Below are 16,092 nucleotides of genomic sequence, written 5' to 3' on the forward strand. Positions count from 1 at the left end.
ATTATTTTCCCTTTCTCATCATATCTTCAAATTCATCAAACAAATATAGGTTATCAGTAGGTCCAGGGGACGCTTCTGGATGGTATTGTACGGAGAAGATTGGCAATTCTTTGTGGCGCATACCTTCTACAGTACCATCATTCACACTGCGATGTGTGATTTCAATATAATCAGGCAAAGAAGAATCATCTACAGCAAAGCCATGATTTTGAGATGTAATATATACACGGCCTGTACGAAGATCTTGTACAGGGTGGTTAGAACCACGGTGACCAAATTTAAGTTTGAATGTAGTGCCGCCGTATGCTTGTGCCAATACTTGGTGACCCATGCAGATACCAAAGATTGGTTTCTTACCAAACATTTTCTTCACTTCTTCTACTGCATAACCTAGATCTTGAGGATCTCCAGGGCCATTGGACAAGAAAATGCCATCAGGATTAACAGCGAGTACGTCTTCTGCTTTAGAATCTGCTGGGAATACAGTTAAACGGAAACCAGCAAGCTCTAAGGATCGAAGAATATTTTCTTTTACACCATAATCCATTACAGCTACATGGAATTCTGCATTTTTATCGCCACGCATGCCTTGCCATTTTGTAGTGACGCGCATAACTTGGTCTGTAGGCAAATCTTGTTTAAATAATTTTTGAATATCTTCCATCGGATAATCAGCACGCACAAGTACGCCTTTCATAACACCATGGTTACGAATAGTACGCGTAATAGCACGCGTATCTACATCATAGAGGCAAGGAATGCCATGCAAACGTAAATATTCGCTGAACAAACCTTCATTTTGCCAATTGGATGGGAAATCACATAGTTCACCTACGATAAAGCCTTTACAGTATGGTTTAGGACCTTGTGTAATAGCATTTAATGTGCCATAGTTACCAACTAATGGATATGTTAATGTAATAATTTGATCCGCATAGGATGGGTCAGTCAAAATTTCTTGATACCCAGTCATGCCCGTGTTGAACACGACTTCGCCCACTGTAGGAGCGCCGCCTAATAGGGAACCTTCAAATACGGAACCATCTTCCAGAACTAATTTGCCTTTCATTATAGGACCACGCCCTCCTTCATAACGATGTTACCGTCTACAACGGTAAGTTTTGCTTTACCAGTCACAATCATGCCATCAAATGGGCTGACTTTACCTTTTGTATAGAATTTATTTCTATCTACAGTCCATTGTTCTGTAGTAGAGAATACTGTAATATCCGCTGGTTTACCAACTTCCAAAACACCTGCATCTAGATGCATCAATTCAGCTGGACGTGTACTCATGTAGTACACCACTTGGTCGATACTAAGTTTATCTGGGCCATAGGCATTAGTAATAACGCCAGCCAAAGATGTTTCAAGCCCGCTAAAACCATTTGGAGCGCAGCAGAATTCGTGGTCTTTTTCTTCGAATGCATGTGGTGCATGGTCAGTGATAATAGCATCAATGGTGCCATCTTTTAAACCTTCTAGCAATGCTTGACGATGATCTTCAGAACGAATTGGCGGTGCCATTTTGAAAGCCGGATTATATTCGCGCAAATATTCATCAGTAAAGGATAGATGTTGGCTTGTTACCTCACAAGTTACATTAACCCCTTTAGCCTTTGCACGGCGTACCATATCCACCGTATTTTTACTACTTACGTGAGCGATATGGATATGACCACCTGTCATTTCCGCTAGTAAAATATCGCGAGCTACGGCCAAATCTTCAGCTACAGCTGGACGACCGATAACGCCCATTTCATAAGATACGAAACCTTCATGCATATGACCATTTTTAGTCAAGCTAATATCTTCTGCATGGTCGATAACCATTTTATTGAACATGGATGAATATTCCAACGCACGACGCATGAAAGCAGCACTTTCTACATAGTGTCCATCATCAGAATACGCTACAACACCAGCCTCAGCCATATCGCCTAATTCAGCAAGTTCTTTACCTTCAAGGTTCTTGGATACAGCACCGATGAATTCTACTTTTACGACACCAGTAAGTTCAGCTTGTTTTTTCAAACCTCGTACAAGAGCCGCATTATCTACTACTGGTGTTGTATTCGCCATAGTCACGACGCGTGTAAAACCACCAGCAGCTGCCGCTTGTGTACCAGAATGGAAATCTTCTTTTGCTTCTTGGCCTGGTTCGCGCAAATGTGTATGAATATCGATAAGACCTGGTGCTACAATAAGTCCTGTTGCATCATATACTTCAGCACCATCTGCACTTAAATTTTGACCGATGGCTGCAATTTTACCATCTTTCACGAGAACGTCTGCTACTTCATGTTGTTGTTTTGCCGGATTGACTACCGTACCATTTTTAATAAGCAAGCTCACTACCGTCACCTCCATGAATTGTTAAGTACAATACAGCCATACGAACGGATACACCATTGCGTACTTGTTCTTGAATTACGGATTGATCCCAGTAGGCTACATCTGGGGAAATTTCAAGGCCACGGTTCATTGGGCCTGGATGCATAACCATAACATCATCTTTTGCTAGGCTTAATACATCTTTATTAATACCAAAGATACGCGCATATTCGCGATTTGTTGGATATAGAGCGGAGTGAATGCGTTCTAATTGAATACGAAGTACATTGACAACGTCTGCATCTTTTACAGCTTTACGCACATCGTGATGAATGGTAACACCCATTTTTTCAAGCTCAGGATAGAGCATAGTACGAGGACCTGCCAAGTGAACGTCGGCCCCCATTTTAGTAAGACCGTAAACATCGGAGCGAGCTACACGGCTATGCATAATATCGCCTACGATAACGACTTTTTTACCTTCTAATGAACCTTTGCGTTCAATGATGGAGAACATATCGAGCAATGCTTGTGTTGGATGTTCATGGGCACCATCGCCAGCATTGATAATGATAGGATCAACGGCTTTTGTTGCATAAAGAGGAGCCCCTTCTGCACTGCTGCGCATTACGATGGCATCCGTCCCCATATAGGACAATGTTAATAATGTATCGCGGAAGCTTTCACCCTTACCCATAGAGGAACCACTTGGTGTAATATTGATTACATCTGCCCCTAAATATTTACCTGCTAGTTCAAAAGAACTACGCGTACGTGTACTAGGTTCCATGAATAGATTGATAATCGCCTTACCTTTCAAATAAGGGATTTTTTTGTCATCAGACAAAACAACCTTCTTCATCTTTTTCGCTACATCTAGAATCAATTTAATCTCTTCTGGTGTAGCATGTTGTAACCCTAACAAATGTTTGCCATGCAAGCTCACTTGTCCCATGATTGCCTCCTAACCGTATAACAAAAAAGACCTCTTGCCCCAGGGCAAAAGGTCGAATAGTTTGCACAAAGAAGCCCTTGAGGGCGCTTCAACTATATGTCCTTTTTTAGCCTCTCTGGACCAATTTAAAAGGGATTTTGTAATGCTACAGTATCTCGTACTGTATATTGCACTTATCTCTATTCATTGTACTGAAATTACCTGTGAAAGTCAATGTAATTCTCATGAAGAAACACAAATCGGATGCCTTAACAGGCATCCGATTTAATATGTAAATCCACCGATTCGTTTACTGTTGTTTTCTTGTCAACTGATCAATAGATACCGCATTTTGTGTAGTATCTTCATCTTGATCGGCAGATGTATTAACATCATCTAACTCGGCAAAGCTACGACGTTTACCACCTTGTGCTGCAATACGCGCTGCTTCACGTTCTTCGGCTAATTTTTGACGTGCAATTTCTGCATTTCGCTTAGCGATAATTTGTCGTTGTGCAGCTAAGCGGATTTCTTCAGCCCGTTGAGCTGCTTTTTTCTGAGCTTCCCGTTGAATATCAGCACGACGGCGTGCCTCTTTGGCTTGTTCTTGAGCAATTTCGTATTCACGGTACCGTTTTTCTGCCAATTGGCGAGCTTCTTCGGCTTTTCTAGCCGCTTCTGCTTGTTCCTTCGCAATCCGTTCACGCTCTGCTTTACGTGCCGCTTCTGCAGCGCGATTTTCTTCGCGGATGCGAGCTTCCTCAGCTTGTCGAGCGGCTTCCGCAATACGTTCTGCTTCCGCAATTCTTGCAGCCTCTGCCTTACGAGCCTCTTCGGCATGGCGTGCTTCTTCGGTTTTACGCGCTTCTTCGGCCCGTTTTGCTTCCTCTGCAATACGACGTTCTTCGGCTTTATGCGCTTCTTCTTGAGCTTTTGCAATAGCTGCTAGGCGCTCTTCCTCAGCTTTACGAGCAGCTTCTTGTCGAGCCATTTCGGCCTTGCGCAATGCTTCCTGACGAGCTTCTTCGGCTTTTCTAGCCTCTTCAGCGCGTTTTGCTTCGGCTGCAATTCGATCAGCCTCTGCTTTGGCTTCTGCAACCTTGCGTTTTTCCTCGGCCTGACGAGCCGCCTCTTGACGTGCCGCTTCTGCTTTTCTAGCCGCTTCTTGGCGTTCTGCTTCGTTTTTAGCCGCTTGTTCTGCCGCTTTGTGTTCTGCCTCTATGCGTGCAGCCTCAGCTCGTTGTTCAGCCAAAATGCGTTCTTCTTCAGCCTTACGCTGCGCTTCTAAACGTTGTGCTTCTAATTTTGCTGCATATTCACGAGCTTTTTGCTCGGCTGCTTCTCGAGCAGCTTGCTCACGTTCTGCTTTTTCACGAGCTGCTTGTTCGGCTGCGATGCGTGCTGCCTCTGATTTTTGAGCATCAGCCTTGGCTTTTTGTTCGGCTGCAATACGAGCCACTTCAGCCTTAGCCGCATCATCTTTCGCCTTTTGCTCTGCTGCAATGCGTGCTGCTTCCGCTTTTTGGGCATCAGCCTTAGCTTTTTGTTCAGCCAATTGTCGATCAGCTTCCGCTTTAGCACGTGCTCGTTCAGCAGCTGCATCGGCTTTTGCCTTGAGTTTAGCTTGTTCCTCTGCATCTCGTTTATCAAGCTCAGCCTGTCTATCTTGAGCTGCTTTATGAGCAGCAGCTGCCTTTTCAGCCGCTAATTTAGCTGCCTCTGCTAATTGATGAGCTTGTTCTTCTTTTTGAGTCTTCGCTGCTACATATTTTTCTTCAATAGCCACCTTCTTAGCTGCTTCGGCTGCTTCTTTTTGCGCCTCTGCTTCTAATGCACGCTGACCAGCTTCATTAGTGGCCAATACGCGCGCATATTGAGGGTTTGCTAACGCTTCTGGAATCAGTAAAAAACGAACTGGTAAATTCGAAGCACCAGCCGGCATGAAATCGATGGTCAACGTATCGCCACCGTAATAGTTCCCCATGTATCGAGAATCTAATACAGTATTATGACCTAATGCCATCAGTCCGTCGTCACCACCGATATGATAGGTCATGCTTTCACTAGGTGCCTTCTGCCAACGACGTTGTGCTTTCACAGTAAAAGAACCCGAATAACCGCCGCCTAATGGATTGAAATAGAGGCGGAAAGGATCCTCGCCGCTTGTAGGAATTTTAACGGTATAAGAAATACCATAGTTCCCTGCGTCCTTAACATAGGCTTTATTATCGAGCTCATCCACGCCCTCTACAAAACGGTCTTCTCTATCATTGCCCAGTTCCACATAGGCACCACCTAATGTGGTGTTATATTCTTTTGTTACTGCCATTTCGCGCTCAGCACCGGTGAAAGTACCACGCAATCGCACATGGTCTATAGGCAAATTATTCACCCAATACGAGGACTCAATAGAGTTCAGATTCATAGGAATCATCATAACCCGTGCAAATACAGGAGCACTTGTTTGCAAATCTACGATGCCTGTAAATAAAGCATCTTTAGGTATTGGGGAATGTTCTAAATCGGTAAATACGAGTTGACGACTTTTGGGAGGCATCACAAAGGAATACAATGGTTTATCCGTCAATGGTTGCTCTAATTCCTTTCGTGATAAATCACGGCCCGCCGCAAAATAATCTGATGTAGCGATGGATTTTAGTTCACGGAACACGGCAATGCCATTTGGTTCATTACCTGTATTCTCCAAGATAATGGCAATCTTATGAGGTTCAGCCATTTCATTTACATGGTAAAAATAGATACGCCCTTTCCCATTAATGCTACCGGCACTTAAAACGCCGCCTACGGGACCTACATATTCAGGACTATCAGATAATAGCAATGTATCCTTCTGCGCTTGTAATTCCGCTGGTAATGGAGTAAACGAAAAATATCCTATGGAGTTCAAATCAATATCGCTTGCTGCATGACCTGTTAATGCTCCCATAACTGCTAACATCGTCGCTAGCTTATATGTTTTCTTAAATAACATAATATTAAACCTCTTCCAGCCCCATAGGATCATATGTAAGGGCTAATGCTTCTAACTTTTTCAAACGATGTCCAATACCAGATTTAGATAAGGTACCATTCATCATTTCTTCTAATTCTTTTAAACTTGCTTCCGGATTATTCCAGCGCAATCTAGCTACAATTTTCAATTTATCCGGCAATGCATCAATACCTATATGCTCATCCAATATACGGATGGCTTTTACTTGACGTACCGCTGCATCTACGGTTTTTTGTAAATTTGCAGTCTCACAATTTACCTGTCGATTGATCTGATTGCGAACGGTCTTCATGATGCGTACATTTTCAAATTCCATCAATGCCGATTGAGCACCCATGACCTGTAAACAATTTGTTACCGCATCGCCTTCTTTAAGATATACCACATATTCTTCTTTACGCTCTGTCAGACCTGCATGAATGTGAAATAATTTCAATACATATACAATTTCTCGTGCAAAAGCTTCGTTGCCCGTCATAAACTCAAGATGGTAATCACTTTGTGGTTTATTAACGGATCCGCCCCCTAAAAAAGCGCCGCGCAAGAAGGCGCGTCGCGCCTCCATTGAGTGTAACCACTTTCGCGGCAACTGTTCGGTGACAGGCCACAGTGCCAAATCTTCTAAGGCTTGACGCCCCTCTTGAGATGGATCCACCGTTAATGTATACATATTCTTTTTCCGCAAATTTAAACCTTGGCGCACCATAACATGGGTCGGCAATTCGTATTGTTTTTTAAGTATGCCTAGCAAACGTCTAGCCACCGCATTATTAGCAGTGGCTAGTCGTATACCGATAGCTCCCCTCATACCGAGCAATAAGGAACCACCCATGCGCAATAAGCAGGATGCTTCAATCTTCATGGCCACATCGGTATCCGTTTCAGGCTCATAGGCACATAATTCATTTTTTACATCTTCTGCAAAAGACATAGGTTTTCCTTTCTAATGATCCGCACGGCGTAAATAATATTCTAATACCCGTGGTTCCATATCTGATTTCATAGCATATATGATATCCATAAGGACCTTACCTAAACGTTCTGGGTCATGAATAGCCGGTTTTTCTTGGCTAATGAGCGTTGCTCTAACCGTGCGAATCCCCATGTCTTGTAAACGTTTAGAATCGATGGCCACAGGTTCTGAACCAACTGCGCTATACTGTTCTACCATTTGAATTGGCAAAGGTCCATCATTGGCGAGAACCGTATCGATGATGCCTCCCCCACTATGGTCGATGATAGCTTGTACGTGATCAGCCAATGTGTAGCCTGACGTTTCACCAGGTTGTGTCATTACATTTGCAATATAAATTTTATTGGCCTTACTAGCGCGCACATGGTCCGCGATTTTGTCGGTCAATAAATTAGGAATGATACTCGTATAGAGACTACCAGGCCCTAATATGATAACATCCGCTTCATCTATGGCGCGCAATGCAGCGCCTTCTGGTTTTGGATGTTCAGGACTACTAAATACGCGTTTAATCTTCTTTCCTGAGTGTGGAATATTACTTTCACCATCCACAATTGTGCCATCAATGAGTTCAGCGCTGAGTTGAATAAATTCTGTAGACGACGGAATGACACGACCGCGGACACGCAATAATTTACTAGCCGCTTCGAGGGCCTCCTCTATATCGCCATCATAAACCTGTGCCAACGCCGTAATAAAGAGATTCCCAAAGCTATGACCAGAGAGCTCATTGTTCCCTTCAAAACGATAGCGGAAAAGATTTTCCATAACCCCTTCTTGTTCTGCAAGAGCTATGAGACAGTTGCGTAAATCGCCAGGTGCAATCATTTTAAAATCTTCTCGCAAGCGACCAGAAGAACCGCCATCATCGGCAACCGTAACGATAGCCGATAAATTAGATGTGTGAGCTTTCAAACCACGCAATAAATTGGATAAGCCCGTACCACCACCAATAACGACGATTTTAGGGCCTTTATCAAGTCGGATATTTTGAAAGATAATATCAGATACCTTGCTAGATGGATCTGGTAAAACAGCACGGATAATGGTTTTAATAACCTTGCTCGTACCAACTAAAATTAAAATAGCCGATATACCAATAAGAACTGCGCCCACTAAAATCAATACATTGTAATTATAATATCCCGTTAAGGAATAGGAATAGGCAAGAACAATATCCTCTATATACGATAACCATTGATAGTTAAACAATAGTGAAATGCCTATGATTAATAAGCCTACTCCTAAGCTATAGAGAGCAAGCCAACGTTTTATATTAAGGCCCGGAATTAACCACCGGAACCAACGTTTTCGTAACATATAATCCCCTTTTAATCCCCTAGATCTGCTTGATGTGGATTAAAATCTTCTTCCACATTATTCTTCATCATATCCCGATGTTCCACCGTGACACGATAACCTTTTTCTAATAAATGAGCATACAAAGCCTCTGCCATGGCAACAGAGCGGTGCATACCGCCTGTACAGCCAACGGCTACAATAAATTGAGCTTTCCCTTCCTTCTCATAATTAGGCACAAGGAAATCCATGGTATTAAAATAGTGTGTTTTAAATTCATCCGTTACATCAAAGGAGTGAATATAGTCGTTAACAACCTGTACACGCCCCGTTTTATGACGATATTCTGGAATATAGAACGGATTTGGCAAGAAACGAACATCCCAAATCATATCTGCATCCAATGGCAAGCCGTATTTAAAGCCAAAGCTGACAACAGTTACGGACATGCCGTGTTTATCTGCCACTTGAGTAAAGCGTTTTTTCAAGTATTCCTTTAAGGATGCGGTTTTCATATCCGTTGTATCGATAATATAATCCGCTTTATGGCGCACAGAATCTAGAATCTGCCGTTCTTTTCTTAGGCCTGTTGTAATACGACCACTTGGTGCGAGCGGGTGACTACGGCGAGACTCTTTATAACGACGAATCAAGGTTTCATCACTAGCATCCATGAACACGATTTCATAATCTACCTTCATCTCATTCAAGGTCTCTAACGAAGCAGACAAAGCCTCAAAAAACTCTCCGCCACGAATATCGACAACGAGGGCCACACGATTGGTGCGGACCCCACCTTGGCGACAAATTTCACTCAGTTTTGGAATTAATACAGGCGGAATATTATCTACACAAAGGTAGCCCATATCTTCTAAAGCCTGTAATACCTGTGTTTTCCCAGCACCAGACATGCCGGTTACGATTAATAAACGAAATGCTTCCATACCTTACTCCATTATAATAAATGTTCTTCAATCCAATGAGCTACGCCGTCTTCATTATGATGCCCACATACCTCATGAGTCACCGATTTTACATGATCTACCGCATTTTCAACAGCTACCGCATACCCCGTTTTAGATAACATAGATATATCGTTCTCTGCATTGCCAAATGAAATGATATGTTCTAAACCAATTCCATATTGCTGTGCTAACTGCTCTAACGCATCGCCCTTGGATACATGAGGTGCAATGATTTCTAAAAAATCCTTTTGGCTCCGCACTAACGTAGCCGTATCACCTACAATGGGCGTCAATGTATCAATGATAGAATCTATGTTTTTAACAGTATCTATAGCAATTAATTTATTCGGCTCTTGTGAAAGTTCATACAACGAATCGCCTAAAAATTCAGCTTTAGCTCCTGTTTGACATTCATATAAATCCGATTGCCAATCCTGGTGATGACACAATAGATGATCATCTACATAAGATTGAATATGCCAACCATATTGACTTGCTATTTTCCAAATGCGTTGTACCGTATCTAATGGCACAGTCCGTTCAAATAGCTTACGACCTGATTCTAATTCTTGAATGAGACCTCCAGAAAATAATATCATCGGCACATTACCAAGCTGCAATGACATACCAACAGGCTTTGCCGTTTGGTACATGCGGCCCGTTGCAATAGTGATACGAATGCTTTTATCTTGCAAGCGATGCAATACATGCTTAGTATACTCTGATACCGTATTATCACTACGCAACAAGGTTTCATCACAATCGATAGCTACCATCTGAATATGTGAAAAAGAAGGATTCATCGGCAGACCTCCTTATATAATTACTGTATTTATCTATTATACCATTTATAAGGGGTACAAAAAAAGAGACTCCCGAAGGAGTCCCTTTTATATTTGTAACTATCAAATTAGAATTTGTAGTTAAGTTCTGCACGGTAGAAGTCAGCTTTGTCAGTTTTTGCGCTATCAGCTGTTTTCCAGTCGAAGCCGTAGTATGCGGATAAACCAACATTTGGTTGTAATGCATAATCAACGGAAGCCATCCAACCTTTAGCGTTTTGGATGTATTTGTGGTTCCAAGTGGAATCGAATACAGGTGCATTTTCTTTAGCGTTGAAGTATTGACCTTTAACGTCCCAAGAACCTTTTTTAGCGATGCTGTAGTCGCCATAACCAACGCCTGCAGTCCAAGCTGTGGAGTCTTTAACGTTAGAAGCTTTTACCCATTCGCCACCAACCCAAACTTTGTCGAAGTTAGTGTTAGCATTGAAGCCGTATACATTTTTAAAAGTATTGTAGCTTTGAACGCCATCACCATTATCAGCACCAAGTGCTTTATGGTCATTAAAACGAGCGTAGAAACCGCCTACATCAGCGTGTTTACCTACTTTACCGTTTAAGCCTAAGTATACTACTTCTGCGTTACCATCTTTATTTACAGCACTTGCTACTGGAGCTGCAGCAGTACCAGAGTTGTATTTCACATTAGCGGAAGTCAAGTAACCATAAGCAGCTTGGAAAGCAATTTTATCGTTACCAGCGTTGAATTGAGCACCATCGAATGTGGAGTCATAAGCTAAGCCAGCACCGAATGTTTGACCGAAACGACCAGCTTTAGCGGATACGCGTTCGCCAAATTTGTGGTTTACATATGCACGGTCCATGGAAACTGCAGTGGAACCATTTGCATCACCGAAGTTATAACCAGCTTTAATACGAGCTACTGCATCAGTACGATCATTTACTTTTGCATTAAATTGGATACGAGCACGGCCATCAGTATTGGAGGAAGCATGTTCTTGGTCTTCCCATTTTACACGCATATCGCCAGTTACTTTTACGTTACCAACGCGGTCTTCCAAACGAGCTACACGAACGCCCAAGTTGTTCAATTCGTTGGAGAATTCATCAGCCAAACGGTTGATCATAGCTTGTTGTTCAGCGTTAGCGCGGTCTTGGTTAGCCATAGCTTTAGCTACCATTTGAGCCATTTCGTAACGAGTGATATCGTTTTGGCCTTTGAAAGTGCCATCTGGATAACCGTTAACGATACCAGCAGCTGCTAATTGAGAAACTGCTTGGTATGCCCAAGAATCAGGAGTTACATCGGAGAATGGGTTAGCTGCGAATGCAGTAGTTACACCCAAAACTGCTGTTGCTGCAAAGATTGCTGCGAATTGTTTTTTCATAGTTGAATTCCTTCTTTCTGAAAAATAAGAATAAAATTGTTTTCACAAGTTGCGATTCACAATTCATTCTAATTTCAAGATTTAGAATTCTCTTGGGAGTGTCCACGTTTCCTCACCATAATTCTTCATCGAGATTTCAGTATGTTTTGCTTACCGCCTCTTGTTGCCATGATATTAGCACGAAGAAATTTTGATGTAAACCCTTTTTTCTCATTTACGTTCTCATTTTAAAAAATTTATTTTTTGAAATCTTGGAAAAGTTAGATTTTATCTAAATTTTTTACAACTCAAAAAAATCAAAATTTTATACAAATTTATCCATTTTTTCTTATAATGATATTTATTCTCATCATTATTATTAAATTATACTTATTAAATACATTTTAATTATTTCTATTCATTAATATGCCTTCATGTTTGAGTCATTTTATACTCATACTACATATTGCATGTAACCATTTTCACATACAAAAAGGAGCCCTCTAAGGAGGGCTCCTTTATATATACTATTATATGTTATTAAGAGATGGTTTTCATAATAGTGTTATTTGATTATCAATTAGAATTTGTAGTTAAGTTCTGCACGATAGAAATCGGATAAGTCTTTACCGCTTTGGTCTTTAGAGTTGAAACCATAACCAGCGCTTAAGCCTACGTTATCTTGTACAGCGTAATCAACTGTTGCTACATAACCTTTATAACCGTTATTTGTGTTAGTTAAGTCATATGCTTGATCCCAAGTGGAGCTTACGATTGGTGCATTAGCTTTTTGGTTGAAGTATTGACCTTTCACATCCCAAGTACCTTTCTTCGCGATGTCGTAGTTACCATAACCTACACCAGCTGTCCAAGCTTGAGAATTAGCTACGTCAGAAGCTTTCAACCATTCACCACCAACCCATACTTTATCTTTGCGGAAGTCCGCATTGAAGCCGTATACGTTTTGATGGTCATTTGGAGTTGCTACACCATTATGTTTTAAATTGCCGCTAGACAATCTGGAGTAGAAACCACCAACGGAGGATTCTTGACCGATTTTGCCTTTAACACCTACATAAGATACAGATGGATTATCAGATTTAGCATTGCCTTCTGCAGCGCCTTCCATCATGTAACCATAAGCACCTTGTACTTGGATTTTATCGTTACCAACGTTCAATTGAGCACCGTCGAATGTATCATCGTACATTAAACCACCACCAATTGTTTGATTGAAGCGACCAGCCTTAGCGGATACGTTTTGACCAAATCTGTGATCTACATATGCACGGTCAATTTTAGCAGTTGTACCATTGGAAGCATCACCGAATTCATAACCACCTTTAACACGAACTACTGCATCAGTTTTATCATTTACTTTTGCATTGAATTGAACGCGAGCACGGCCATCAGTTAAGGATTTGCTACCATCTTTGTAAACGCCTTTGTCTTCAGAGCCTTGATAACGGATACGAGCATCACCAGTAACTTTTACATTACCTACACGGTCTTCCAATTTGGAAACGCGTACGCCCAAGTTGTTCAATTCATTGGAAAATTCATCTGCCAAACGATTAATCATTGCTTGTTGTTCTGCATTAGCTTTATCTTGGTTAGCCATTGCTTTAGCTACCATTTGAGCCATTTCGTAACGAGTGATATCGTTTTGACCTTTGAAAGTACCATCTGGGTAACCATTAACGATGCCAGCTGCTGCTAATTGAGATACAGCTTGGTATGCCCAAGAATCAGGAGTTACATCGGAGAATGGGTTAGCTGCGAATGCGCTTGTTACACCTAAAAGAGCTGTTGCTGCAAATACTGCTGCGAATTGTTTTTTCATAATAGATTCCTTCTTTCTGATATAGTCTTTTTGACTAACAAATTTAGAAAAAAATATATATTATCAGAAGACTGTACATCTAGTTATGATCTATATAAGAACATCCTGATGAGTATCCACGTTTCCTCTTCTTCTGTTCTTGTATATCACCACAACTTGGTGTGTTGTCTTTCTGTGATGTCAATATACATCCGGTCAACAAATTTGTAAAGCATTTTATACAATTAAATATGATGAAATTTCTTTCATGAAATAATTTTATACAATAAAACCAGTATTTATCTGCATTTATCAAAATTAAATTTTGTAAAATTTCATTTTATTTACGTATAAAATAATGTATTTTAACCTATCATACTTCCTTAATTAATATGTAAAACTTATAAACTTCATTCAAATTAATTAGTTTTAATAAAAAATAAGACCTATCATCTCTGATAGATCTTATTTCATAAGCATTAATTAGAATTTAAATAACAAGTCTGCACGATAGTAATCATTTACCTTATGGCCTTCTTGTGTTTTAGCATGGAAGCCATAATATGTTGTAATGCCTACATTCTTTTCTGGTGCATAAGACGCACTAAGCTGCCATGCTTTATAGCCTTCATAGCGAGATTTACCATACAAGTCATTACCTTCATATTTTTGTGTCTTGAATACAGGCGCATTCTTTTCTTGGTTGTAGTAATCAAGCGCTACACGCCAGGAGTTTTTCTTAGTGATTTTGTAGTCGCCCCATTTTACGCCGACATTCCAAACATCACTATTGCTAAGACCTGTTGCGGTCACCCATTCAGCATTAGTTGCGAATTTGCCACTATTGTATTGTGCATTAAAACCATATACATTGTTAAAATCATTAGTAGTTTTGCCATTACCCATTTTAACATTAGTAGTACCTACATGAGCAAACATACCACCTACATTTAAGTGTTTATTTACTGGTGCACTAAGGTTAATAAGCGCCATTTCAGTATTATTATCTTTAGAGGCCTTACTAAATCGACCTACTGTTGGGTAACCATAAGCGGCATTTACTTTTACCTTTCCAACTTGTGTTGTATACCCAATACCATCAAAGTTACTGGAATAAATTAAACCATCACCAAAGCTTTGTGTATAGCGACCAATATCTACCATATGATTCTTGCCAAATTTGTGCTCTACATAAGCTAGATCAAAAGACATAGTATGATCTTTTGCTGCATCACCAAGTTCAATAGATCCTGTCGTTAATCGCGCTTTCACAGATGTATTCTTATTAACTTTAGCATCCATATTCAAACGTACACGAGCTGCAAATTTACCTTCCGAATCTAGATTATCAATGCCTTCCTTTTCAACATAGTTAATACGAGCATCCCCAGTAAACTTAACATTCCCTACACGGTCCTCTAAGGCGGCTACGCGTACACCCAAATTAGACAATTCATTAGAGAATTCATCAGCTAAGCGATTAATCATCGCTTGTTGCTCTGCATTAGCACGATCTTGGTTTGCCATCGCTTTACCAACCATTTGAGCCATTTCAAAACGGGTAATATCCTTTTGGCCTTTAAACGTACCATCTGGATATCCATTAATGATGCCAGCACTAGCTAATTGCGATACGGATTGATAGGCCCAGCTATCAGGTGTTACATCAGAAAAAGGATTGGCAGCAAAGGCTGTCGTTACGCCTACAACAGATAATGCGGCAACTGCTAAAGATAGATTTTTCTTATTCATCATCTAAACCTCTCAATAAAAAATTCACATAACATAAAAATAATATCAGTTTTCAATATCATTGTAAATGATATTGATTATACAAATCATTCATCGTTATATGTATAAAAGAGATAGATTGCAAGCAATATAGTACTTCATATAATATATAAAAAAGAACGTACATTACAATTTAGTAATATACGTTCTCATATAAAGCATTATAGTATTGAGCTGTAACACGTAAGACCTTAGATTTCTATATATTTTATTATCTGTTATAGGGCATATTCTACAAAACCTAGTACATGATCTACAGGTACAGGTCCGATAAAGCGACTATCACTCGAGTGATTTCGATTATCCCCCATTACAAAAACATGTCCTTCAGGTACTACAACAGGTGTAGAACGGCTATAGTTCATTGTTGGATCTTTTGTATAAGGTTCTTGTAACTCTTCTCCATTACGCCATACGTGACCATCTTTAAACTCCAATGTATCACCAGGTCTACCAATCACGCGTTTTACCCACACATCATTTGTTTGAGCAGATTTATCGATAACACTAACATAGTTCATCAATGGTTCTTTCACATCATCCGTCCATGTACGTTCACGGTTCACTCGACTATCAATGATAACGATTTGACCATAATCAGGTACGTCACGCATAATATGTTGCCACTTGGTAACGATTAAATATTGACCATTATGTAACGTATCCTCCATGGATTCACCGGATACCCGTGTTGGTTGTACGATAAAAATATGAATGACCATTGCAATAACTAGCGCCAATACAATGGCATAAATCCAATCTAATGTTTCTTTTACAAATTTATTATTCAT

At 40.5% G+C, this 16,092-nt stretch carries 12 protein-coding genes; all 12 read right to left on the reverse strand.

Going from position 1 to position 16,092, the window contains the following annotated elements:
* Position 1: 1 nt before the first annotated feature.
* The 12 genes from carA to lepB all read right to left on the reverse strand — a co-directional run bounded on the left by carA (position 2) and on the right by lepB (position 16,092).
* A complete protein-coding gene (gene carA, locus VAHSUH02_RS09150; protein ID WP_005383007.1) occupies positions 2-1,069 on the reverse strand; it encodes a glutamine-hydrolyzing carbamoyl-phosphate synthase small subunit in 1,068 nt (355 codons plus the stop codon).
* Positions 1,069-2,355 (reverse strand): dihydroorotase, encoded by a 1,287-nt coding sequence (locus tag VAHSUH02_RS09155; protein ID WP_005377927.1) that lies wholly within the window; start codon positions 2,353-2,355, stop codon positions 1,069-1,071. Before VAHSUH02_RS09155 ends, carA begins: the two co-directional genes overlap by 1 nt.
* Positions 2,339-3,289 carry an aspartate carbamoyltransferase catalytic subunit gene (locus tag VAHSUH02_RS09160; RefSeq protein WP_005383009.1) on the reverse strand — a complete coding sequence of 317 codons (951 nt, stop codon included), beginning with the start codon at positions 3,287-3,289 and terminating at the stop codon, positions 2,339-2,341. Before VAHSUH02_RS09160 ends, VAHSUH02_RS09155 begins: the two co-directional genes overlap by 17 nt.
* Positions 3,290-3,578: 289 nt before the next feature.
* Positions 3,579-6,260, reverse strand: a complete 2,682-nt coding sequence (locus VAHSUH02_RS09165) for an ATPase (RefSeq protein ID WP_038148742.1) — start codon at positions 6,258-6,260, stop codon at positions 3,579-3,581.
* 4 nt (positions 6,261-6,264) lie between these two features.
* Positions 6,265-7,212 (reverse strand): DNA-binding protein WhiA, encoded by a 948-nt coding sequence (gene whiA / locus VAHSUH02_RS09170; protein ID WP_005383011.1) that lies wholly within the window; start codon positions 7,210-7,212, stop codon positions 6,265-6,267.
* A gap of 12 nt (positions 7,213-7,224) precedes the next feature.
* Entirely contained in the window at positions 7,225-8,574 is a 1,350-nt protein-coding gene (gene yvcK, locus VAHSUH02_RS09175) for a uridine diphosphate-N-acetylglucosamine-binding protein YvcK (protein WP_005383012.1), read from the reverse strand.
* A gap of 11 nt (positions 8,575-8,585) precedes the next feature.
* The gene (gene rapZ, locus VAHSUH02_RS09180; RefSeq protein WP_005383013.1) at positions 8,586-9,497 is read right to left on the reverse strand and encodes an RNase adapter RapZ; all 912 of its coding nucleotides are present in this window, start codon (positions 9,495-9,497) and stop codon (positions 8,586-8,588) included.
* An 11-nt stretch (positions 9,498-9,508) separates the two neighbouring features.
* On the reverse strand, positions 9,509-10,321 hold the full coding sequence (locus VAHSUH02_RS09185) for a Cof-type HAD-IIB family hydrolase (RefSeq protein ID WP_005383014.1): 813 nt from the start codon (positions 10,319-10,321) through the stop codon (positions 9,509-9,511).
* A gap of 107 nt (positions 10,322-10,428) precedes the next feature.
* Positions 10,429-11,709, reverse strand: a complete 1,281-nt coding sequence (locus VAHSUH02_RS09190; RefSeq protein WP_105112060.1) for an S-layer homology domain-containing protein — start codon at positions 11,707-11,709, stop codon at positions 10,429-10,431.
* Between the two features lie 559 nt (positions 11,710-12,268).
* Complete coding sequence (locus VAHSUH02_RS09195; RefSeq protein WP_005383021.1) at positions 12,269-13,531, reverse strand: S-layer homology domain-containing protein; 1,263 nt, start codon at positions 13,529-13,531, stop codon at positions 12,269-12,271.
* Between the two features lie 462 nt (positions 13,532-13,993).
* Complete coding sequence (locus tag VAHSUH02_RS09200; protein ID WP_005383024.1) at positions 13,994-15,265, reverse strand: S-layer homology domain-containing protein; 1,272 nt, start codon at positions 15,263-15,265, stop codon at positions 13,994-13,996.
* A gap of 254 nt (positions 15,266-15,519) precedes the next feature.
* Complete coding sequence (gene lepB / locus VAHSUH02_RS09205) at positions 15,520-16,092, reverse strand: signal peptidase I (protein ID WP_005381809.1); 573 nt, start codon at positions 16,090-16,092, stop codon at positions 15,520-15,522.

This window comes from Veillonella atypica KON (assembly GCF_002959915.1).
In the GTDB taxonomy this organism is placed as follows: Bacteria; Bacillota; Negativicutes; order Veillonellales; family Veillonellaceae; genus Veillonella; species Veillonella atypica.